Here is a 21,506-nt window from a genome sequence, read left to right on the forward strand (position 1 = left end):
GCGTCAGTCGGTCTCCCCGCGCAGCGGACGGGCCAGCAGGCCGGCGATCACGTCGTCGACGCTGGCGGTGCCCGCCACGATGGCGGCGACGGCCGCCGCCACCGGCATCTCGATGCCCCTGGCGGCGGCCAGCCCGGCCAGCGCCGCGGCCGTGAACGCCCCCTCGGCGAGCTTGCCGCCCGCGGCCTCGGCCGGGCTCGCCCCGGCGCCGAGGCGCTGGCCGAAGGCGAAGTTGCGCGATTGCGGCGAGGAGGCGGTGAGCACGAGGTCGCCGAGGCCGGAGAGCCCCATCAGCGTCTCGGGCCGGCCCCCGAAGGTGCGGGCGAAGCGCATCAGTTCGGCGAAGGCCCGGGCGATCAGCGCCGCCCGGGCGCTCTCGCCGAGCCCGCGCCCGGCCACGATCCCGCAGGCGATGGCGAGCACGTTCTTGCCGGCGCCGCCGATCTCGACGCCGCGCACGTCGTCGGTGTGGTAGAGGCGGAAGCTCGGTCCCGACAGCAGCGCGCTCAGGGCGGCGGCGCGGCCGGCATCGGCCGCCGCCAGGGTCACGGCCGTGGGCAGGCCGCGGGCGACGTCGATCGCGAAGCTCGGGCCGGACAGGACCGCCACGGGCGTTCCCGGCGGCAAGACCTGCTCGGCCACCGCGCTGAGGAAGCTGTCGCTGCCGCGCTCGATCCCCTTGGCGCAGAGGATGACCGGCCCGGCCGTCGCCAGGGGTCCGCGCAGGGATTCCAGCACGCCGCGCACGGTCTGGGCGGGCACGACCAGGAGCGTCGCCCGGGCACAGGCGAGGTCGGCGGCCTCGCCCGTCGCCCGGATCGCCGGGTGGAGCGGCACGCCCGGCAGGTAGCGCGGATTCTCCCGCTGGGCCTGCAGGGCGGCGGCGGCCCCCGCGTCGCGCAGCCAGAGGGTGACGGGATGGCCGGCCCCGGCGGCGGCGTTGGCCAGCGCCGTGCCCCAGGCCCCGCCGCCGACGACGTTGATCGGGGTCTCGGCGCTCATGCCGCTTCCTCCCTGTCGGCGCAGTCCAGCCGGTAGAGCACGTGTTCGCGCAGCGGCCCCTCCGGCACCGCCGGGTGCGGGAATGTCCCGGCCGCGCGCATGCCGAGGCGCTCCATCACGGCGCGGGAGCGGCCGTTGCCGGCCGCCGTGAAGGCCACGACGCTGCGGATCCCGCAGCGCTCCGCGAGGTCGGCGCGGGCGAGCCGCGCGGCGCGCGTGGCGAGGCCGCGGCCCCAGGAGTCGCGCGCGAGGCGCCAGGCCAGCTCGACCGTCGAACCGGGCCGGTCGCCGCCCGGGAAGGGCAGGGGCCGCAGGATTCGCATCGCGCCGGCGAAGCCGACGAACCGGCCCGCGTGTTCCAGGGCCCAGGGGCCGAACCCGTCCGCCACGAAGCGGCGGTCGAGGAGGCCGGCCTCGGCTTCGCTCTCCGTCGCGGTCCGGGTCCGGGGACAGTGAGCCATCACCGCCGGATCGGCGTTGAGCGCCGCGAACGGCGCCGCGTCCTCCGGGCGCCAGCGGCGCAGGGTCAGGTCGCCGTCGCGGAGAGCCGCGGGCACCGGCGCCAGGGCGATCTTGCCGCGCCACGCGAGCGAGCGGCGGTTGAGGAGGGCGAGATCCGCGCGCCCCGCGAGCACCGCCTCGCCGAGCGCGATCGCCAGCTCCAGCTGCGCGAGGGGCATGGTGGCGTGGGCGGGCGGGCGGACATGGTCGCGCCAGGCACCGCCGCAGGCGTGGTCCAGGAGGATGCGGGCGAAGCAATGGTCGAGCCGCACCGGCCAGCCCGGCCGGGCGGCCCCGGGCAGGCGGCGCTCCACCAGGTCCCGCCAGTGGGCGCGCCGGTCCGCCGCGCTCATCCGGCCGGGACCGCCGCGCGGGCCGGGGCGGCCGCCAGCGGCCAGCGGGGCCGCGCCGGGGCGGTGAGGTCGTCCACCAGCCCGAGGCGCAGGCGCTCCAGCCCGGCCCAGGCGATCATCGCGCCGTTGTCGCCGCAGAGGGGCAGGGGCGGGGCCACGAAGCTCAGGCCCGCCTCGCCCGCGAGGGACGCGAGCGCCCGCCGGACGGCGCCGTTGGCCGCCACGCCCCCCGCCGCCACCAGGGCGGTCGGGCGTCCGGCGACGTCCGAGAAGGCGCGCAGGGCGACCCGGGCGCGGTCCACCACCACGTCGACCACGGCGGCCTGGAAGCTCGCGCAGAGATCGGCGACGTCGCGCTCGGCCAGCGGGGCGATCCGCTCGGCCTCGATCCGCACGGCGGTCTTGAGGCCCGAGAGGGAGAAGTCGGCCTCGCGGCGGCCGAGCATCGGCCGGGGCAGGGCGAAGCGCTCGGGATCGCCGGCCTCGGCCACGCGCTCGACCTCGGGGCCGCCGGGATAGCCGAGGCCCAGGAGCTTGGCGACCTTGTCGAAGGCCTCGCCGATGGCGTCGTCGACGGTGGAGCCGAGGCGCACGTAGTCGCCGACGCCGCGCACGGCGACGAGCTGGGTGTGGCCGCCCGAGACCAGGAGCAGCAGGTAGGGGAATGCGATGCCGTCGGTGAGCCGCGCCGTGAGGGCGTGGGCCTCCAGGTGGTTGACGGCGAGCAGGGGCTTGCGGGTCACGAGCGCCAGGGTCTTGGCGGTGACGAGGCCGACCAGCACGCCGCCGATCAGCCCGGGCCCGGCCGCCACCGCGATGCCGTCGAGGTCCCGGAAGCCGGTCCCGGCCCGGTCGAGGGCGCGGGCGATCAGCCGGTCGAGCACCTCGACATGGGCGCGGGCGGCGATCTCCGGCACGACGCCGCCGTAGGCCGCGTGCTCGGCGATCTGACTGAGCACCTCGTTGGCGCGGATCTGAGCGCCCCCCTCCTCGTCGACCGACACCACCGCGGCGGCGGTCTCATCGCAGGTGGTCTCGATGCCGAGCACGGTCTTCTGCACGCGCGGAACTCCTTGGTCCGGGCTCATCCTATCCGGCGGCGGCGGCGGCGCGAAGGCGGCCGGTCCCCGCCCGGACCCGGAGCGTGGTGGATGCGCGCCGCCCTCCGTCCAGGAGGGCGGCGCGCGAGCCGTCGTCAGTCGACGGCGACCATGACGTCGGAGGCCTTGATCACCGCGTAGGCGGGACCGCCGGCGACGAGCTTGAGGGCCTCGACGGCCTCGTTGGTGATCGAGGCGGTGACCACCTGGCCGGGGCTGATCTCGATCCTCACGTGGGAGGTGGTCGCCCCCTTCTCCACCGAGACGACCGTACCCTTGAGAACGTTGCGCGCGCTGATCTTCATGGTCTTCTGCCAATCTCCACGAGCGGCACCGGAACGGGCCGCGGGGCGGCCCCGGGCCGGTCTCCTACAGCATGGCGGAGCCCGGCGCGACCGCCTCAGCGCGGATCGGCCCCGGGCGCGCCGGGCTCGTCCTCGGGGACCGGCGCGGCGCCCCAGGCGGCGAGCGCGGCGTTGAGGTCTTCGAGGACGAAGTGCCGGGCGCTGTCCCGGTCGTAGCCTTCCGCGAGGAGTTCGTCGTAATCCGTGAAGACGTGGCGCGCGTAGGCCACGAAGGCGAGGCGGGCCGCCGTCTCGGGGGCGGCCCGGCGGAGGCCGGGGCTCGCCAGCGCCCGGTCGAGGGCGGCCTCCGCCTCGAAATCCGGCAGGCGCGGGGCGAGGCGGGCTAGGGCCGCGGCGACGGCCTCCCGGCGGTTCAGGGGCGGACCGGCGCTCACCGGGGATCTGCCGTCGGCATGATTTTAAAGGTGTGATCGGGTAGGATCGCCGCCAGATGAGGCGGGGCCGGCACAGGATCCTCCGCCGGGGAGATCACGTCCATGGCAATTCTTCGTCCCGCGCTGCTTCTCGGCCTCCTGCTCGGGGCGACGCCGGCGCTGGCCCAGAGCCCGGCTCCGGGCGCGGGCCCAGGCCCCGCCGCCCCGGCCGGCCCCATCGTGGGCGGCCGCCGGGTCACCCCCATGAGCCAGACCAAGCCGACGGGCAACGCCGCGGCCACCGGGTTGCCGCAGCCCGTGAGCCAGGCCGAGATGATCAAGGCTCAGAAGGCCGCCGAGGCCCGCTCGAAGGCCTGGGACAGCAAGATGCGGCACACGATGGGCTCGATCTGCCACGGCTGCTGAGGCCCGCGCCCCGTCCCGGGTGCCGGAGGCCGGCCTTCGGGACGAGGGTATCGAAACGCGAAGGGGACGCCCGAACGGGCAGCCCCTCCATCGGTCGCCGGGGCGACAGGATCAGCGGGAGTAGAACTCGATGACGAGGTTCGGCTCCATCTGCACCGGGTAGGGCACCTCGGACAGGCTGGGGATGCGGGTGACGCGGGCGGTCATCTTGGCGTGGTCGGCCTCGATGTAGTCCGGCACGTCGCGCTCGGAGAGCTGCGTCGCCACGATGACGATCTCGAGCTGGCGGGACGACTCCTTGACCTCGATGAGGTCGCCGGCCTTCACCTGGTAGCTCGGGATGTTGACGCGGACGCCGTTCACCTTGACGTGGCCGTGGTTGACGAACTGGCGCGCGGCGAACGGGGTCGCGACGAACTTCGCCCGGTAGACCACGGCGTCGAGGCGGCGCTCGAGCAGGCCGACGAGGTTCTCGCCGGAATCGCCGCGCAGGCGGATCGCCTCGGCGTAGTAGCGGCGGAACTGCTTCTCGGTGATGTTGCCGTAGTAGCCCTTGAGCTTCTGCTTGGCGCGCAGCTGCGTGCCGAAGTCGCTCATCTTGCCCTTGCGGCGCTGGCCGTGCTGGCCGGGGCCGTACTCGCGGCGGTTGACGGGGCTCTTCGGGCGGCCCCAGATGTTCTGGCCCATGCGGCGGTCGAGCTTGTGCTTCGCCTGAATCCGCTTCGACATATCTTCCGCGTCCTCTCGTGACGAGAATGAGGAACGCGCCCTCCTTTTCCCGGCCCTTCGCGGTCCGGGACGACAGGGCGGGAGGATCCCGCCCACGGGTGCGCGTGAAAACGCGACGGGGCCCCGTGCGGAGCCCCATCGACGGGCGGGTCTTTAGGGGACGGACGCGCCGCGGTCAACCGGGAGAGGTCAGATGAACGAGTCAGTCGCGCTCCGGCGCGGTGCGCCCGCGGACGCGGACGCGATCCGGGCGCTGGTGGAGGCGGCCTACACGAAGTGGATCCCGGTGATCGGCCGCCTGCCGATCCCCATGCGGGCGGACTACGCGCAGGCTCTGCGGGACCACCGCTTCGACCTGCTGGTGGCCGGCCCGGATCTCGCCGGCCTGATCGAGACGCGGACCGAGGCCGATCACCTTCTGGTCGTCAACGTCGCGGTGCATCCGGCCTTCCAGGGCCGGGGCTTCGGCAGCCGGCTGATGGGACGCGCCGACGCGGTCGCGGGCGAGGCCGGGCTGACGCGACTGCGCCTCTACACCAACAAGAAGTACACGGCGAACCTGCGCCTCTACGGGGCACTCGGCTACCGGGTGGAGCGGGAGGAGCTCTACGACGGACCGGGTCGGACCCGCGACGACGACGTCACCGTGCACATGGTGAAGGACCTGGTTTGAGGAAATCGGCGCCGGCCCTGCCGCCATCGCGCGCGCAGCGAAGCGACCCGGAGTCGCGCCGCCGTCGAGCATGGCGCCTCTGGGTCGCTTCGCTCCCCACGCAGAGACGGGACGTCTGCCGGCTCCCCTCAGGTCACCACGCTCGGCTCAGGCCTTCCGGTGCGCGGCGCGATCTCGGCGATCGCGCGGGCTGCGGCGGCCACCGGGGCCAGCACCTCGGCCACGGCCAAGTCGAGCCGGTCCGGCGCGTTCTCGTAGCGCTCCAGGTAGACCCGCAGCGTCGCCCCGGCGGTGCCGGTGCCCGAGAGCCGGAACACCGCCCGCGCGTCCTCGGCGAAGCCGATCCGGATGCCCTGGCGCTCGGTGAGCGAGCCGTCGACCGGGTCGCGGTAGGCGAACTCGTCGGCCGTCGACACCGTGAGGTCGCCGATCCGCGTGCCCGGCAGCCCGGCGAGCTTCTCGCGGAGCGCGTCCATCAGGCCGTTGGCGGCGTCGGAATCGACCTCCTCGTAATCGTGGCGGGCGTAGTAGTCGCGCCCGTAGGCGCGCCAATGCGCCCGCACCAGCGCGTCGGCGCGCTCGCCGGTGGCGGCCAGGATGTTGAGCCAGAGCAGCACCGCCCAGAGCCCGTCCTTCTCGCGCACGTGGTTCGAGCCGGTGCCGGCGCTCTCCTCGCCGCACAGGGTGATGAGGCCCGCATCCAGCAGGTTTCCGAAGAACTTCCAGCCGGTGGGTGTCTCGTAGGCCTCGATGCCGAGGGCGGCGGCGACCCGGTCGGCGGCGCGGCTCGTGGGCATGGACCGCGCGACACCGGCGAGCCCGCCGGCGTAGCCCGGCGCCCGGTGGGCGTGGGCGGCGAGCAGGGCGAGGCTGTCGCTCGGCGTCACGAACAGGCCCGGCGCCACGATCATGTTGCGGTCGCCGTCGCCGTCCGAGGCCGCGCCGAAATCCGGCGCGGCCGGGCCCTGCATCAGGTCGAACAGGTCGTGGCAGTGGACCGGGTTCGGGTCCGGGTGGTGGCCGCCGAAATCCTCCTTCGGCACGGCGTTGACCACCGTGCCGGCGGGGGCGCCGAGCATCCCTTCGAGGATCGCCGTCGCGTACGGCCCCGTCACCGCGCTCATGGCGTCGAAGCGCATGCGGAAGCCGGAGGCGAACAGCCGCGACACCGCGTCGAAGTCGATCAGCGTGCGCATCAGCTCGGCGTAGTCGGCCACCGGGTCGATCACCGTGACCGTCATGGCGCCGAGGCGGGTGTCGCCGAGCGTGTCGAGGTCGAGGTCCGGGGCCTCGACGACGCGGTACTCGGTCAGCGCCTTGGCCCGCGCGAAGATCGCGTCGGTGACGGTTTCCGGCGCCGGGCCGCCGTTGGCGGCGTTGAACTTGATGCCGAAATCGCCCTCCGGGCCGCCTGGGTTGTGGCTCGCCGAGAGGACGATGCCGCCGAGCGCCTTGGCCTTCCGGATCACGCAGGAGGCGGCCGGCGTCGAGAGCAGGCCGCCCTGCCCGACCAGGACCCGGCCGAAGCCGTTTCCGGCGGCCAGCCGCAGCGTCTTCTGCACCACCTCGCGGTTGAGGAACCGGCCGTCACCGCCGAGCACCAGGGTGGCGCCCGCCCTGTCGGGCAGGGTGTCGAAGATCGCCTGGACGAAGTTCTCGACGTAGTTCGGCTGCCGGAACACCGGCACCTTCTTGCGCAGGCCGGAGGTGCCCGGCTTCTGGTCGGGGAAGGGCGTAGTGGCGACAGTGGTCGGAGTCGTCATAAGCGGGCGTCTCCCGGGATCCTGCGCCTCAATGCCCGCCCGGAGGCGCGGCGTCACCAGCCCCGGCGACAGGGGCGGGCTTTTATCACGCGGTTTCGCCGGATCGGGCGACGGAACCCGCCGCCTGTCCGCCGCCGGCCGCCCCGGAGCGTTGCGCCCGCCGGCACCCGCCGGTTCAATCGCCCGAGCCGCCGGACAAGGCGGACCGGAGGAAACCATGGCGGACAGACCGATGCGGACAGATCCGAACGGGGCACGACCGGGCCGGGGCCTGGCCCGGCGCGAGCTGGTCGGGGCGCTCGCCGCCGGGGCGGCGGTCGCGGCCGCGGCGGCCCCTGCCGTCGCGGCTCCCGCGGCCCGGCTGGCCACGGAAGAGTTCCGCCTGCCCTGGAGCGAGCCGGGCGTCGACATCTACGTGCGCAACAAGCGCCCGGCCGGCACCGACACGTTCCCGGGCGACCGGATCCTGCTCTACGTGCACGGCTCGACCTACCCGTCCTCCACGGCCTTCGACCTGCCGCTCGGCGGGATGTCGGCCATGGACTACCTCGCGGGCCTCGGCTTCGACGTCTACTGCGTGGACCTGCCGGGGTACGGCCTGTCGGGGCGCCCGGCCGCCATGGACGCGCCGCCGGACGACAACCCGCCGCTGATGCGCACGCCCGACGCCGCCAAGGTGGTGGGGCAGGTCGTCGACTTCATCAAGAAGCGGCACGGCGTCGAGAAGATCGACCTGATGGGTTGGTCCTGGGGGACCTCCACCATGGGGCTCTACACCAGCACCCACAACGACAGCGTCAACCGCCTCGTCCTCTACGCGCCGCAATGGCTCGCGCGCACGCCGGGCCTGATCGGCGGCGGTGGCAAGGTCGGGGCCTACCGCACCGTCAGCCGGGACAGCGCCCGGGCCCGCTGGCTGACCGGGGTGCCCGAGGACAAGAAGGCCGACCTGATCCCGGCGGGCTGGTTCGACCAGTGGGCCGACGCGACCTTCGCGACCGACGCGGCCGGCGCGAAGCGGTCGCCGCCGGTCCTGCGCGCGCCGAACGGCACGGTCGCCGACAAGGACGCCTACTGGGCGGCCGGCAAGCCGCTCTACGACCCGGGCGAGATCCGCGTGCCGGTGCTGATCATCCACGCCGAGTGGGACGCCGACCTGCCGAGCTACCAGGCGCAGGAATACTTCACCAAGCTCACCCACGCCCCGTACAAGCGCTTCGTCGAGCTTGGGGAGGGCACCCACACGGTGATGATGGAGAAGAACCGCATGCAGTTCCTCCACGCCGTCGGGGCGTTCCTCACGGAGGCGGACCCGCAGGCGCTGAACTGAGGCGCCTCGGCACAAGGTCCGCGGCGGCCAGCCCGGCCGCCGCGGGAGGCTCGCCCTACTCCGCCGCCTGCCGGGCCGCGTAGCCCAGCCGCTCGTTCAGCGCGCGGATCAGCTTGGCGGCCGCCTCGGCGATCACCGTGCCGGGCGGGAAGATCGCCGCCGCGCCGGCCGCCGTCAGCGCCTCGTAGTCGCCCGGCGGGATGACGCCGCCGATGGCGATCATCACGTCGTCGCGGCCCTGCTCGGTGAGCGCCGCCTTCAGCTCCGGCACCAGCGTCAGGTGGCCGGCCGCCAGCGACGAGACGCCGACGATGTGGACGTCGTTCTCCACCGCCTGCCGGGCGGCCTCGGCCGGCGTAGCGAAGAGCGGCCCGATATCCACGTCGAAGCCGAGATCCGCGAAGGCCGAGGCGATCACCTTCTGGCCGCGGTCGTGACCGTCCTGGCCCATCTTGGCGACCAGGATGCGCGGCCGGCGGCCGTCGTTCTCCTCGAACGCCTCGACCAGCGCCCGGACTTCCTCGACCACAGGCGACATGCCCCCCACCTCGCGCTTGTAGACGCCGGAGATCGAGCGGATCTCGGCGCGGTGCCGGCCCCAGGCCTTCTCCAGGGCCTCGGAAATCTCACCCACCGTCGCCTTGGCGCGGGCCGCGTCGACGGCGAGTTCGAGCAGGTTGCCGGTGCCGTCGGCGGCTTTCGTGAGCGCGTCGAGCCGGTCCGCGACCGTCGCCTCGTCGCGCTCGGCGCGCAGGCGCTTGAGCTTGTCGATCTGGAGCCGGCGGACGTTGCCGTTGTCCACCCGCAGCAGCTCGATCGCCATCTCGTCGTCGGCCCGGAACTTGTTCACGCCCACGATGGTCTGGCGGCCGGAATCGATCCGGGCCTGGGCCCGGGCCGCGGCCTCCTCGATGCGCAGCTTCGGGATGCCGGCCTCGATCGCCTTGGCCATGCCACCGAGCCCATCGACCTCGCGGATGTGCTCCCAGGCGCGCGCCACCATGTCGGCGGTGAGCTTCTCCACATAGTAGGAGCCGCCCCAGGGATCGACGATCCGGGTGGTGCCGCTCTCCTGCTGGAGGAACAGCTGGGTGTTGCGGGCGATCCGGGCCGAGAAGTCGGTCGGCAGCGCCAGCGCCTCGTCCAGCGCGTTGGTGTGGAGCGACTGCGTGCCGCCCTGCGTCGCCGCCATCGCCTCGATGTTGGTGCGGGTGACGTTGTTGAACACGTCCTGGGCGGTGAGCGACCAGCCCGACGTCTGCGAGTGGGTGCGCAGGGCGAGCGACTTCTCCGATTTCGGATCGAACCCCTTCACGAGCTTCGCCCAGATCAGGCGCGCGGCCCGCATCTTGGCGACCTCCATGAAGAAGTTGGTCGAGATCGCCCAGAAGAACGACAGGCGCGGGGCGAACTGGTCGATGGTCAGCCCGGCCGCCAGCCCGGCCTTGATGTACTCGACGCCGTCGGCGAGCGTGTAGGCGAGCTCCAGGTCGTTCGTGGCGCCGGCCTCCTGCATGTGGTAGCCGGAGATCGAGATCGAGTTGAACTTCGGCATGTTCTTCGACGTGTAGGCGAAGATATCCGAGATGATCCGCATCGATCCCTTGGGGGGATAGATGTAGGTGTTGCGGACCATGAACTCCTTGAGGATGTCGTTCTGGATCGTGCCCGCGAGCTTCTGCGGCGGCACGCCCTGCTCCTCGGCGGCCACGATGTAGAGGGCGAGGATCGGCAGCACGGCGCCGTTCATCGTCATCGACACGGTCATCTCGTCCAGCGGGATGCCGGAGAACAGCGTGCGCATGTCGTAGATCGAGTCGATCGCCACGCCCGCCATGCCGACATCGCCCGAGACGCGGGGATGGTCGGAATCGTAGCCGCGGTGGGTGGCGAGGTCGAAGGCCACCGACAGGCCCTTCTGCCCGGCCGCGAGGTTGCGGCGGTAGAAGGCGTTCGAATCCTCGGCCGTGGAGAAGCCGGCATATTGCCGGATCGTCCAGGGCTGGGTGACGTACATGGTCGGGTAGGGGCCGCGCAGGAACGGCGCGATCCCCGGATAGGTGTCGAGGAACTCGATGCCCTCCCGGTCCTCCGGCCCGTAGCGGCCCTTCACCGGGATGCCCTCCGGCGTCATCCAGGGCTCGCCGAGCGCCGGGGCCGACACCGCGAGCGATTCGCCTGAGAACGGGACTTCGGCGAAGTTCGGGATGCGGGAGGTCATGGCGTTGACTCGTTGTGGCGTTTGTCACGCCATTATAGGGACCCGCTCGGAGCGGGCTACTCCCCTATCGGTCAAGCCTCGCGCGGAGGCCGCGCGGCGCCGGCGCCCCAGCAGGCCTCAGCGCGTCTCGGCGTCCCGGTCCCCCGGGCCGCGCCGCAGCAGGTAGATCACGGCGCCGGCGAGCATCAGCGCCATCCCGTACCACGTGATCGCGTAGACGAGGTGGTTGTTGGGGAAGGCGATCACCGTCAGGCCGCCCACCGGCAGGCCGCCCGGATTGGGTGTCGCGTCCGCGTCCACGAAGTAGGGGGCGACCTCGGTCAGGTCCCGGGCGGCGGCGATCGCCGCCACGTCGCGGGAATACCAGCGGCCGTCCTTCGGATCGTTGGAGCGCAGGAACGCCCCCCCGGGCTCGGTCAGCCGCAGGAGGCCGGTCACCGTGGTCTCGCCCGCGACCTGCCCGGCCGCCCGGGTCGCCGGGTCCCGCCGGTCGCCGGGCACGAAGCCGCGATTGACCAGCACGACGGTCCCGTCCGGCCGCCGCAGGGGCGTCAGCACCCAGAAGCCGCCGCCCATCTCGGTGACGGCCTGAACCAGGGTCTCGCGATCGTGCAGGAAGGTGCCGGAGAGCCGGACATGCCGGTAGGCGTCGTCGGAGCCGACGCGCGGCCACGCGGCGGCGCCGGGCGCCGGTACGGGCGGCGCGTGGACCCGGGCATCGACCCGGGCGATCAGGTCGAGCTTCCAGGCCCGCCGCTCCACCTGCCAGGTCCCGAGCCCCAGCAGCACCAGGAAGACGAGGCCCGCGCCGGCGCCGAACACGGCGCGCCGCAGCAACGAGAGCGGGGCCGGGGAGGGGCCCGGATCGGACCCCCCTCCCGACCCCGCGGGTCTCGAAACCGAACGCGCGCTCAGCGGGCGTTCTTCATGACGTCGTGGGCATCCATCGGCATCATGTTGTGGTTGAGGTGGTACATGACCCACACCGAGCCGGCGAGCATGATCACCACCAGCGTGATGGTGAAGATCAGCGCCATGAAGGTCCAGCCGCCCTCCGACTTCGTGCTCATGTGCAGGAAGTAGATGACGTGCACGACCATCTGGACGCCGCCGAGCGCCAGGATCACCAGGGTGGTGACGAGGCTGTTGTCGAGCACGTTGCCCATCACCAGCCAGAACGGGATCACCGTCAGGATCACCGACAGGACGAAGCCCGTCATGTAGCTCTGGAAGGTGCCGTGCCCGCCCTCGCTGTGGGCGTCGTGGTGGCCGTGCCCGGCGGCGGCGTTGTGAACGTCGGCGCTCATTCGAGCACTCCCATCAGGTAGACGACGGTGAAGACGCCGATCCAGATCAGGTCGAGGAAGTGCCAGAACATCGACAGGCACATCAGCCGGCGCTTGTTCTCGACGATCAGGCCGCGCTTGCTGACCTGCACCATCAGCACGACGAGCCACAGGATGCCCATCGAGACGTGCAGGCCGTGCGTCCCGACCAGGGTGTAGAACGAGGACAGGAACGCGCTGCGCCAGGGCGGCGCGCCCTCGTGGAACAGGTGGACGAACTCCCGGATCTCCAGGGCCACGAAGGCGACGCCGAACAGGCCGGTGATGGCGAGCCAGATCTGCGTCTGCTTCACCCGGTCCCGGTCCATCTCCAGCATGGCGAAGCCGTAGGTGATGGACGAGAACAGCAGCATGGCGGTGTTCACCGCGATGCCCGGCAGGTCGAACAGCTCCTTCGGGGTGGGGCCGGCCGCGTAGCTGCGCCCGAGCACCCCGTAGGTCGCGAACAGGGTCGCGAAGATGAGGCAGTCGCTCATCAGGTAGAGCCAGAACCCGAGCATGGTCGAGCCCTCGGAATGATGGCCCTCCTCGTCGGTCTGGTAGAAGACCGGCGCCGCGGCGCCGGGGGGTGCAGTCTCCGCGTGCATCATCGGATCACGCCATCTCCAGTTCGCGCGTCCGCTGACCTTCCGTCCGACTGACGACGTCGGCGGGAATGTAGTAGTCGCGATTGTAATTAAAGGTGTGGGCAATCGCCACGACGAAGATCGCCACGAAGCTGAGGATCGCCAGCCACCAGACGTACCAGACCATGGCGATGCCGAAGGTGAAGTTCAGCGCCGCCAGGATCGCGCCGGCCGCGGTGTTCTTGGGCATGTGGATCGGCCGGTAGCCCTTGAGCGGGCGGTCGAAGCCGCGGTTCTTCATGTCCCACCACGCGTCGGAATCGTGGACCACCGGCGTGAAGGCGAAGTTGTAGTCCGGCGGCGGCGAGGAGGTGGACCATTCCAGCGTCCGGCCGCCCCACGGGTCGCCGCTGAGGTCGCGCAGCTTGTCGCGGTTCCGGATCGAGACCACGAACATGATGATCTGCGAGGCGATGCCGCAGGCGATGAGCGCCGCGCCGATGGCCGCGATCACGAACCAGATCTGCAGCGACGGGTCGTCGAAGTGCTGCATGCGCCGGGTCACGCCCATCAGGCCGAGCACGTAGAGCGGCATGAAGGCGACGTAGAACCCGGTCACCCAGAACACGAGGGCCATCTTCCCCCAGAACTCGTCGAGCTTGAAGCCGAAGGCCTTGGGGAACCAGAAGGTCACGCCGGCGAACATGCCGAACAGCACGCCGCCGATGATCACGTTGTGGAAGTGCGCGATCAGGAACAGCGAGTTGTGCAGGACGAAGTCCGCCGGGGGCACAGCGAGCAGGACGCCGGTCATGCCGCCGATCACGAAGGTGACGATGAACGCCACCACCCACAGCATCGGCACCTCGAACCGGATCCGGCCGCGGTACATCGTGAACATCCAGTTGAAGATCTTCGCGCCCGTCGGGATCGAGATGATCATGGTCGTGATCCCGAAGAACGAGTTCACGTCCGCGCCCGAGCCCATCGTGAAGAAGTGGTGCAGCCACACGAGGTAGGCGAGGATGGTGATCACCACCAGCGCGTAGACCATCGAGGTGTAGCCGAACAGGCGTTTGCCGCAGAAGGTCGAGGTGATCTCCGAGAACACGCCGAAGGCCGGCAGGATCAGGATGTAGACCTCCGGGTGACCCCAGATCCAGATCAGGTTGAAGTACAGCATGGCGTTGCCGCCGAGGTCGTTCGTGAAGAAGTGCGTGCCGACGTAGCGGTCGAGCGACAGCATCGCGAGAACGGCCGTGAGGATCGGGAAGGCGGCCACGATCAGGATGTTGGTGCACAGCGACGACCAGACGAAGATCGGCAGCTTCATCATGGTCATGCCGGGCGCCCGCATCTTCACGATGGTGGCGATCAGGTTGATCCCTGAGAGCAGCGTCCCGATGCCGGCGATCTGCAGGGCCCAGATGTAGTAGTCGACGCCGACGCCGGGGCTCATCGCCGCCCCCGAGAGGGGCGGGTAGGCCAGCCAGGTGGCGCGGGAGAACTCGCCGACGAACAGCGAGACCATCACCAGCATGCCGCCGGCGACCGTCATCCAGAAACTGAAATTGTTCAGGAACGGGAAGGCGACGTCGCGGGCGCCGATCTGCAGCGGCACGGCGAAGTTCATGAGCCCCGTGACGAACGGCATCGCCACGAAGAAGATCATGATCATGCCGTGGGCGGTGAAGATCTGGTCGTAGTGGTGCGGCGGCAGGAAGCCCTGCTGGTCGCCGAACGCGACCGCCTGCTGCGAGCGCATCAGGATCGCGTCGGCGAAGCCGCGCAGCAGCATGATGCCCGCGAAGATGCAGTACATGATGCCGATCTTCTTGTGGTCGATCGACGTGATCCAGTCACGCCACATCGGCCCCCAGAAGCGGTAGTAGGTGATGACGCCGAGCACGGTGAGGCCGACGACGGCCACGCCGGCGAACGTCCCCTGCAGGATCGGCTCGTGATAGGGGATCTGCTCGATCGTGAATCGCCCGACGAGCAGCTGCTGTAGGTCCAGGTTTGCGAACATGGGATCGGCCCGTTCAGTGGGTTCGACGGCGACCGCCGGTTGTGTGTGTGGAGTCCGCTGTCAGCACGCGCGGCCTCACTGGTTCAGCTGCTTCGGGGCGATCTGGATGCCCCCGCTCCGACCCCCGCCGGAGCCCTGGCCCGTGGCGTCGGGCGGCGTCGTCTGGCCCCGGACGTCCGGGTTGCCCATGTCGGGTCGCGGCTGCATGCCCTGCGGCTGCGTCTGGCCGTGCGGCGCCGTTCCGGAGGCCGGCGCCGTCGCGCCCGGCCCCTCGACGCCGCGCTCGGCGAGGCGGTTGTCGTACCGGAGACGCGCGTAGTTCTCCGCGGCCTCCGCGCCGGTGGCGCCGCCTTGCGCGTCGATCTTCGCCATCTCGCCGACGCACATCTGGTCGGGCCGGGGGCACATGCCGATGATCCGGTCGTACAGGCCCTTCATGTAGGACTTGTAGAACCGCGCCGGCTCGGCCTCGCTCGGCTCCTCCAGCTTCAGGTAGGCCTCCTGGGTCAGCTCGCCGCCCTCGGCCTTGGCCTTGGCGATCCACTGGTCGAACTTGTCGGTGGTCAGGCCGTGGAACTTGAAGAACATGTTGGAGAAGCCGGCGCCGCTGTAATGCGCCGAGCGGCCCTCGTAGGCGCCCTCGCGGTTGATCACCGCGTGGAGCTGGGTCTGCATGCCCGGCATCGCGTAGACCATGCCGGCCAGCGTGGGCACGTAGAACGTGTTCATCACGTCGGTGGCGGTGATCTTGAACCGGATCGGCCGGTCCACCGGCGCGGCCAGCTCGTTGACCGTGGCGATCCCGTATTGCGGGTAGAGGAACAGCCACTTCCAATCCATGGCCACGGCCTCGACCTCGAGCGGCACCGTCCCGGCCGGGACGTCGCGCTTCGGGTCGATCTTGCTGAGCGGCCGGAACGGATCGAGGGTGTGGGTCCCGATCCACGTGAGGGCGCCCAGGGCGATGATGATCATCAGCGGCGCCGTCCAGATCAGCACCTCGAGCTGCGTCGAGTGGTGCCATTCGGGATCGTAGACCGCGTCCTGGTTGCTGGCGCGGTAGCGCCACGCGAAGATCAGCGTGAAGGCGATCACCGGGACGATGATCAGGAGCATCAGCCCGGTCGCCGCCAGCACGAGGTTGCGCTGCTGCTCGGCGACGTAGCCAGCCGGGTGCAGGACCACGAAGTTGCAGCCGCCGAGCAGGGTCAGGAGCGGCAGGGCGAGGAGCGGCAGGAGGCGCCGAGCGCGACCGCCTCGGCGGGTCGCGGTGTCGGTCCTGTCCGGTCGATGGATCGTGGATGTCACAGCACGCGTCTCGTCATCCCAGGCCGCTGCCGCGGCACTTCTGCCATGCCGCTGCCGCGGCGCTTCTGCCGTGCCGCGCGAGGCGGCGTTCCAGTCAGCTCACGGGCGGGCCGGGCGGCCTGCGCCGCCGGCCGCCGACTCACATCTGGCGCAGTTCCGACCGGTCGGTGAACAGGGCCACGAGGCTGCAGACCGCGCCGGAGAGGAGGTAGACGCCGATCATCGCCAGGCCGTAGCGCTGCGACAGGAACAGGGCCACCAGGGGCGCGAAACCGGCCCCGATCAGCCACGCGAAGTCGGAGGTCAGCGCCGCGCCGGTGTAGCGGTAGCGGTTGCCGAGGCGGGCGCTCACCGCTCCCGCGGTCTGGCCGTAGGCGAGGCCGAGCAGCATGAAGCCGATCGTGACGTAGATGGTCTGGCCGATGGCGCTCTCGCCGAACAGGAGCGGCGCGATGATGCTGCCGACGGCGAAGAAGCCGATCAGCGAGCTGCTCATGATCAGGCAGTTGCGGCGGCCGATCTGGTCGGCGATCAGCCCCGAGGCCGCCACCGCGCCGGCGCACACGATCGCGCCGGAGAACTGCACGATCAGGAACTCGCCCGGCGAGCGGGTCGTGCTGTTCAGCGCGAGCCACGCGATCGGGAAGATCGTCACGAGGTGGAACAGCGCGAAGGCGGCGAGCGGCACGAAGGCGCCGCGGACCACGTCGCCGGCGTGGTGGCGGAACAGCTCCAGGGCCGGGACCGGGCGCAGCCGGTCGAGGTCCATCATCCGGGCGAACTCGTCGGTGGCGACGAGGCGCAGCCGGGCGAACAGCGCGACCACGTTGATGGTGAAGGCGCAGTAGAACGGGAAGCGCCAGCCCCAGTCGATGAAATCGGCCTCGTCGAGATTGACGATGAAGAACGCGAACAGGGCGCTCGCCACCATGAAGCCCAGAGGCGCGCCGAGCTGCGGGATCATCGCGTACCAGCCGCGGCGCTCCCGCGGGGCGTTCATGGCGAGCAGCGAGGCGAGGCCGTCCCAGGCGCCGCCGAGGGCGAGGCCCTGCAGGATCCGCAGGCCGGCCAGGATGTAGACCGCCGAGATGCCGATGCTGTCGTAGCGCGGCAGGAAGCTCACCGCCGCCGTCGACCCGCCGAGCAGGAACAGGGCCGTGGTCAGCTTGACGCTGCGGCCGTGGCGCCGGTCGATCGCCATGAACAGCACGGTGCCGAGCGGCCGGGCGATGAAGGCGAGGGCGAAGATCGAGAAGGCGTAGAGGGTGCCCTTCAACGGGTCGACGAAGGGGAAATACACCTTCGGGAAGACCAGCACGCAGGCGATGCCGAACACGAAGAAGTCGAAGTATTCGGACGCGCGTCCGATCACCACGCCGATAGCGATCTCGTTGGGGTGGACCTTGTGGTCTCCCATCGCCTGCTGGGCGTCGCGCTCCAGGCCCGCGACCGTAGGGGTGTTCGCACTCATCTCTGATTGTCGCCCTCGCCGCGCGCCCGTGGGGACGCCTTGGCCGGAACTGCCTCTTGCGGCATGTCCAGAGGTACCGCAACCGGCTCCGGACGCAAGTTTACCCACTGACGCATGCATAGCACCGCGCGGTCGCGACCACCGGTGTCGCCACCTGGTGAGGACCGCTCACACGCGGTAATGGGCGGAATTCCGTGACAGGTTGATGTTGTAATAGGGGTCGGCACGCAGCTCCGGGCCCCAGCGGTCGAGCATGGTCAGCACCTCGCCCTCGAAGCGCTTCTGCTTCTCCGGCGTGTCCTCGGCCCCGCGGCTCTTCGACTCGTGATGAATCAATTTCGCGAAGGGGGTCCAGACGATCCGGTAGCCGGACCGGCGGATCTTCAGGCAGAGGTCGACGTCGTTGAAGGCGACCTTCAGGGCCTGCGCGTCGAAGCCGCCGACCTCGGCGAACACGTCCGCCCGCATGGCCAGGCACGCGCCGGTGACCGCCGAGACCTCGTGGGCGATGACCATGCGGCAGAAATAGCCCGGATCCGCGTCCGCGACGCCGAGATGGCTGTGGCCGGCCACGCCCCCGATCCCGAGGACGATGCCGCCGTGCTGGATCGTGTGGTCCGGGTAGAGGAGCTTGGCCCCGACGGCCCCGATCTCCGGCCGCACGGCGTGGCGGACCAGCTCGGCCAGCCAGCCGGGCTCGAGCACCTCGATGTCGTTGTTGAGGAACAGGAGCACCGCGCCGGTGGCCGCGGCGGCGCCGCGATTCGACAGATCCGAGAAATTGAACGCCCCCGGCACCGGCACGACGCGCACCCGCGGATCGTCCCGGTAGCGGGCGAACAGGGCGGCGGTCTCGGGCTCGCGGCTGTCGTTGTCGACGATGATCACCTCGATGTCGGGGTAGTCGGTCGCGCCGAGCAGCCCGTCGAGGGTCACCGACAGGATCTCGGCCCGGTCGCGGGTCGGGATGATCGCGGAGACCCGCGGCGGCGACGCCGGCAGCGGCCGGACCAGGCGGTTGAAGCCGCCGGGACCGCGCTCCGCGCGGCCGCCCCAGGGCGCCACGACCTCCTCCAGGGCGCGCAGGCGCGCGGCCTCCGCCCGGGCGAGCGCCCGGTCCGAGAAGGTCCCGGAGCCCTGCGCGGCGCGCCAGTGATAGAGCACCCGCGGGATGTGGCGGATGCGGGCGGGGTCGAGCCCGTCGGTCAGCCGCAGCAGCAGGTCGTGGTCCTGACTGCCCTCGAAGCCGGGGCGCAGGCCGCCGACGGCGCGCAGCGCCTCGGTGCGCACGACCGTGAGGTGGTTGATGTAGTTCTGGGCGTAGAGGAGCTCGCGGTCGAAGCAGGACTTGAAGTGCGGGTCGAACCGCCGGCCGCGCCCGTCGATCTTGTCCTCGTCGCTGTAGATCAGCACGAGGCCCGGGTCGCGGCGCAGCGCCCGGGCGACCTCGTAGAGGGCGTCCTCGGTGAGCGCGTCGTCGTGGTCCATGAAGGCGCAGACCGCCCCCCGGGCCATGCCCAGCGCGTCGTTGGTCGCCCGGGCGATGTGGCCGTTCTCCGTCCGGGCGAGGACGCGGATGCGCGGGTCGGCCTCGGCCGCCCGGCTCAGGATCCGCGGGATCTCGGGGCGCGTGGAGGCGTCGTTTACGGCGCACAGTTCCCAGTGGGGGTAGAGCTGCGCGCGCAGCGAGGCCAGGGCCGCGCGCAGCACCTTCGGGTCCGGATCGTGGACCGGCATCAGCACGGAGATCAGGGGCGGATCGGTCCAGGCGGCGATCTCGGCGGCGATCCCGTCCCGCTCCGCGCGGCGCAGGGTGTGGGTCCCGAGCCAGGCCTCGTAGCCGCTCACGCGCCGGTGGCGCAGCGCCCGGCCGAGGAAGCCCCGCGCGCGCACCTTCTTGCCGAGGATCCGCCAAGTGAAGGCCTGCACGGTCAGGCCGGGATCGCGCAGGAGCCCGCGGGCGGCCAGGACCGGCCGGGCGAGGCGGCGCACGGCGATCCGGCGCAGCCGGACCGGGACGCGCCCGGCCGGGTCGGCGACGCGCAGCTCGACGACGTCCTCGGGCAGGCAGCCGATCCACGCGAAGGCGCCGCCGCCCCGGGCCTCCTGCGGCAGCAGCGTGCCCGCCCGTCCGTCGGGACCGACGAAGCTGATGTCGGGGAGGGTGTCGCGGGCCTCGGCCGGGTCGTTGGACAGGATGATCTCGACCCAGCGGCCCGCGAGATCCGGCAGCGCGACGCGCAACCCGTCGGAGCCCGCCCGCGCCGGGAGGGCGCGCCGCTTGCCCCAGAGCCCCGTGACCTGCGCCGTCGGGAGGCGGAATTCGGGCACCGCCGGCCCGGTCGAACGCACCATCAACTCCAGCTCTTGTCGACCGAGGCCTTCACGGCATCCGACATGGCCACGTCGAACACGATCATGTCCTCGACCGCCTTGACGCTCTTCAGGCGCTCGGCCAGCGCCAGCGTCTCGGCCGGCACCGGCGGCAGCGTCGGGATCGGCGCGCCGATCCCGAGGCGGTCGAACAGCGTCGACGCGAAGGCGGGGAACCGGGTCTTGTGGCCGACGATCCCGACCCGGGCGAGAATCTCGATCGCCGCGATCGAGTTGCCCGGATGCAGCCGGTCGTCCGGCATGCGGGTCCCGAGCTGGCGGGTCAGGGGGTTGTAGAGCAGCCGGTAGGCGGGCTCGGGCAGCATCCGGAAGAAGCGTTTGAGGCTCTTCACGTCGGAGAAGTCGTACCCGTCCGCGAAGGCGGCGGCCTCGGCCAGCGGCCCCAGGCGCCAGCTGCGCGCCGGATCGGCCGCATCCGCGGCCCGGGCCTTCAGCCAGCGCATCCGGGCCGCCATCTCGATCTGCGGTTCCTGGAGCAGAATGGCCGTGACCATCAGGTCCGGCGTCATGAAGTTCTCGTAGCGCGGGATGGTCACGGCGCCCGACAGGAAGGCCGACGGGGCGGCCGGGCCGGCCAGGACGCAGCTCAGGATCTCGTCCGGCAGCTTGTGGATGCCGAAGTAGCAGTGCTGGAAATACGGGAAGAGCGCCGTCTGGAGGACGGTCTCGGGCTCGATGCCGGTGTTGATCAGCATGGTCCGCAGCCGGATCTGACCCTCGACCGGCATGCGGCGGTAGACCAGCACGTTGGTGTCGGCATCGTAGAGTTCGAGCCGCGGGATCTCGGACAGGCCCGGCACCTCGGCCTCGCTGACCACGAAGGTGCATTGCCCGGTGGCGTGCCAGCCGTTGCGCTTGAACGCCTCGTCGATGACGCTGGCCGGGACCTCGGCCACGCGTCGGCCGTCGACCGCGACCACGACCCGGCTGATGGCGAGGGGATTGTCCGGCACGATCCAGCCGCGGATCGAGTCGCCCTGATCGTGGTCGATGAAGTAGCGCATGTCCTGAAGCGTGAGGCGGCGGCATGCCGGCGCCGAGTGTCCGCCATGTGTCGCGGCGCGGCCGGATGCCGAGCGGCAGGGCCATAGCGCATTTTCCCGTCGGCGTGCACCATGGCGCGTTCGGCCCGGAGACGGATCCCGGCGGGTTGCCCCCGCCGGCTCGTTCTACCCGTCTCTAAGCCATTGACGCAGAATGCGCTATCCGCGCGCGGCGCGGGGCGATCGGGTCGGCGCGCGCCGCGGCCGGACCATTGAGGGACGCGATCGATCGGCCTGGTCACGCAGGTTCCGCTTGCGCCCTCGCCGGGCAGCCGCTATAGGCCCCGCCCACCGGAGCCCGAACGGCGCCGGCCCGGACGCGCAGCTCGGCGGGAGAGCACTACCTTGACACGGTAGTCGGCACTCTCATAAGTTACTGAGCAGTCTGGACTATTTCGATGGCTTGCAGGTTCGTCGAACCTGATCGCGGTCGATACGGAGACGTAGCACAGCGGTAGTGCATTCCCTTGACATGGGAAAGGTCACAGGTTCGATCCCTGTCGTCTCCACCATTCGACGCCGTGACTCCCGGC

At 71.2% G+C, this 21,506-nt stretch carries 19 protein-coding genes and 1 tRNA gene; 4 read left to right on the top strand and 16 right to left on the bottom strand.

Annotation, left to right across the window (positions count from 1 at the left end):
* Positions 1-3: 3 nt before the first annotated feature.
* From BMY19_RS14065 to BMY19_RS14085, 5 genes are all read right to left on the bottom strand, one after another.
* Entirely contained in the window at positions 4-1,002 is a 999-nt protein-coding gene (locus BMY19_RS14065; protein WP_100252081.1) for an NAD(P)H-dependent glycerol-3-phosphate dehydrogenase, read from the bottom strand.
* The gene (locus BMY19_RS14070) at positions 999-1,856 is read right to left on the bottom strand and encodes a GNAT family N-acetyltransferase (protein ID WP_100252082.1); all 858 of its coding nucleotides are present in this window, start codon (positions 1,854-1,856) and stop codon (positions 999-1,001) included. The genes BMY19_RS14065 and BMY19_RS14070 overlap by 4 nt, the downstream gene beginning before the upstream one ends.
* Positions 1,853-2,917 (bottom strand): tRNA (adenosine(37)-N6)-threonylcarbamoyltransferase complex transferase subunit TsaD, encoded by a 1,065-nt coding sequence (gene tsaD, locus BMY19_RS14075; RefSeq protein WP_091978264.1) that lies wholly within the window; start codon positions 2,915-2,917, stop codon positions 1,853-1,855. Before tsaD ends, BMY19_RS14070 begins: the two co-directional genes overlap by 4 nt.
* Before the next feature lie 134 nt (positions 2,918-3,051).
* The gene (locus BMY19_RS14080; RefSeq protein WP_020093225.1) at positions 3,052-3,261 is read right to left on the bottom strand and encodes a TOBE domain-containing protein; all 210 of its coding nucleotides are present in this window, start codon (positions 3,259-3,261) and stop codon (positions 3,052-3,054) included.
* Positions 3,262-3,356: 95 nt separating this feature from the next.
* Positions 3,357-3,695, bottom strand: a complete 339-nt coding sequence (locus tag BMY19_RS14085; protein ID WP_100252083.1) for a DUF2293 domain-containing protein — start codon at positions 3,693-3,695, stop codon at positions 3,357-3,359.
* Between the two features lie 102 nt (positions 3,696-3,797).
* Here BMY19_RS14085 and BMY19_RS14090 point away from each other — a divergent pair, with 102 nt between their 5' ends.
* Complete coding sequence (locus BMY19_RS14090; protein WP_020093227.1) at positions 3,798-4,100, top strand: hypothetical protein; 303 nt, start codon at positions 3,798-3,800, stop codon at positions 4,098-4,100.
* Between the two features lie 111 nt (positions 4,101-4,211).
* On the opposite strand, the gene rpsD is transcribed toward BMY19_RS14090, so the two are convergent.
* On the bottom strand, positions 4,212-4,829 hold the full coding sequence (rpsD, locus tag BMY19_RS14095; protein ID WP_010686187.1) for a 30S ribosomal protein S4: 618 nt from the start codon (positions 4,827-4,829) through the stop codon (positions 4,212-4,214).
* A 193-nt stretch (positions 4,830-5,022) separates the two neighbouring features.
* On the opposite strand from rpsD, the gene BMY19_RS14100 reads away from it, so the two are divergent.
* Positions 5,023-5,502, top strand: a complete 480-nt coding sequence (locus BMY19_RS14100) for a GNAT family N-acetyltransferase (RefSeq protein WP_020093228.1) — start codon at positions 5,023-5,025, stop codon at positions 5,500-5,502.
* A gap of 128 nt (positions 5,503-5,630) precedes the next feature.
* Here BMY19_RS14100 and BMY19_RS14105 read toward each other — a convergent pair whose 3' ends face one another.
* Positions 5,631-7,265 carry an alpha-D-glucose phosphate-specific phosphoglucomutase gene (locus BMY19_RS14105; RefSeq protein WP_091926352.1) on the bottom strand — a complete coding sequence of 545 codons (1,635 nt, stop codon included), beginning with the start codon at positions 7,263-7,265 and terminating at the stop codon, positions 5,631-5,633.
* A 217-nt stretch (positions 7,266-7,482) separates the two neighbouring features.
* Here BMY19_RS14105 and BMY19_RS14110 point away from each other — a divergent pair, with 217 nt between their 5' ends.
* The gene (locus BMY19_RS14110; RefSeq protein WP_100252084.1) at positions 7,483-8,595 is read left to right on the top strand and encodes an alpha/beta hydrolase; all 1,113 of its coding nucleotides are present in this window, start codon (positions 7,483-7,485) and stop codon (positions 8,593-8,595) included.
* A 55-nt stretch (positions 8,596-8,650) separates the two neighbouring features.
* Here the strand turns inward: BMY19_RS14110 and scpA are convergent, their stop codons facing one another.
* The 9 genes from scpA to BMY19_RS14155 form a co-directional block, all read right to left on the bottom strand.
* Complete coding sequence (gene scpA, locus BMY19_RS14115) at positions 8,651-10,816, bottom strand: methylmalonyl-CoA mutase (protein WP_056523306.1); 2,166 nt, start codon at positions 10,814-10,816, stop codon at positions 8,651-8,653.
* Positions 10,817-10,933: 117 nt separating this feature from the next.
* On the bottom strand, positions 10,934-11,653 hold the full coding sequence (locus tag BMY19_RS14120) for an SURF1 family protein (protein WP_100252085.1): 720 nt from the start codon (positions 11,651-11,653) through the stop codon (positions 10,934-10,936).
* A gap of 74 nt (positions 11,654-11,727) precedes the next feature.
* Complete coding sequence (gene cyoD, locus BMY19_RS14125) at positions 11,728-12,123, bottom strand: cytochrome o ubiquinol oxidase subunit IV (protein WP_020093233.1); 396 nt, start codon at positions 12,121-12,123, stop codon at positions 11,728-11,730.
* A complete protein-coding gene (cyoC, locus tag BMY19_RS14130; RefSeq protein ID WP_020093234.1) occupies positions 12,120-12,752 on the bottom strand; it encodes a cytochrome o ubiquinol oxidase subunit III in 633 nt (210 codons plus the stop codon). The genes cyoD and cyoC overlap by 4 nt, the downstream gene beginning before the upstream one ends.
* A 4-nt stretch (positions 12,753-12,756) precedes the next feature.
* Entirely contained in the window at positions 12,757-14,757 is a 2,001-nt protein-coding gene (cyoB, locus tag BMY19_RS14135) for a cytochrome o ubiquinol oxidase subunit I (protein ID WP_100252086.1), read from the bottom strand.
* A gap of 75 nt (positions 14,758-14,832) precedes the next feature.
* Positions 14,833-16,065, bottom strand: a complete 1,233-nt coding sequence (gene cyoA, locus BMY19_RS14140) for a ubiquinol oxidase subunit II (protein WP_042670818.1) — start codon at positions 16,063-16,065, stop codon at positions 14,833-14,835.
* Between the two features lie 139 nt (positions 16,066-16,204).
* Positions 16,205-17,536: an MFS transporter gene (locus tag BMY19_RS14145; protein WP_020093237.1), complete on the bottom strand. Its 1,332-nt coding sequence runs from the start codon at positions 17,534-17,536 to the stop codon at positions 16,205-16,207.
* Positions 17,537-17,704: 168 nt separating this feature from the next.
* Entirely contained in the window at positions 17,705-19,891 is a 2,187-nt protein-coding gene (locus tag BMY19_RS14150; RefSeq protein WP_100252087.1) for a glycosyltransferase family 2 protein, read from the bottom strand.
* Positions 19,891-20,934, bottom strand: a complete 1,044-nt coding sequence (locus BMY19_RS14155; protein ID WP_020093239.1) for a hypothetical protein — start codon at positions 20,932-20,934, stop codon at positions 19,891-19,893. Before BMY19_RS14155 ends, BMY19_RS14150 begins: the two co-directional genes overlap by 1 nt.
* A gap of 476 nt (positions 20,935-21,410) precedes the next feature.
* Here BMY19_RS14155 and BMY19_RS14160 point away from each other — a divergent pair.
* Positions 21,411-21,485: transfer RNA gene (locus BMY19_RS14160), tRNA-Val, on the top strand.
* The last annotated feature ends 21 nt before the right edge of the window (positions 21,486-21,506 follow it).

Origin of the sequence: Methylobacterium sp. UNC300MFChir4.1 (assembly GCF_900110155.1) — a bacterium.
In the GTDB taxonomy this organism is placed as follows: domain Bacteria; phylum Pseudomonadota; class Alphaproteobacteria; order Rhizobiales; family Beijerinckiaceae; genus Methylobacterium.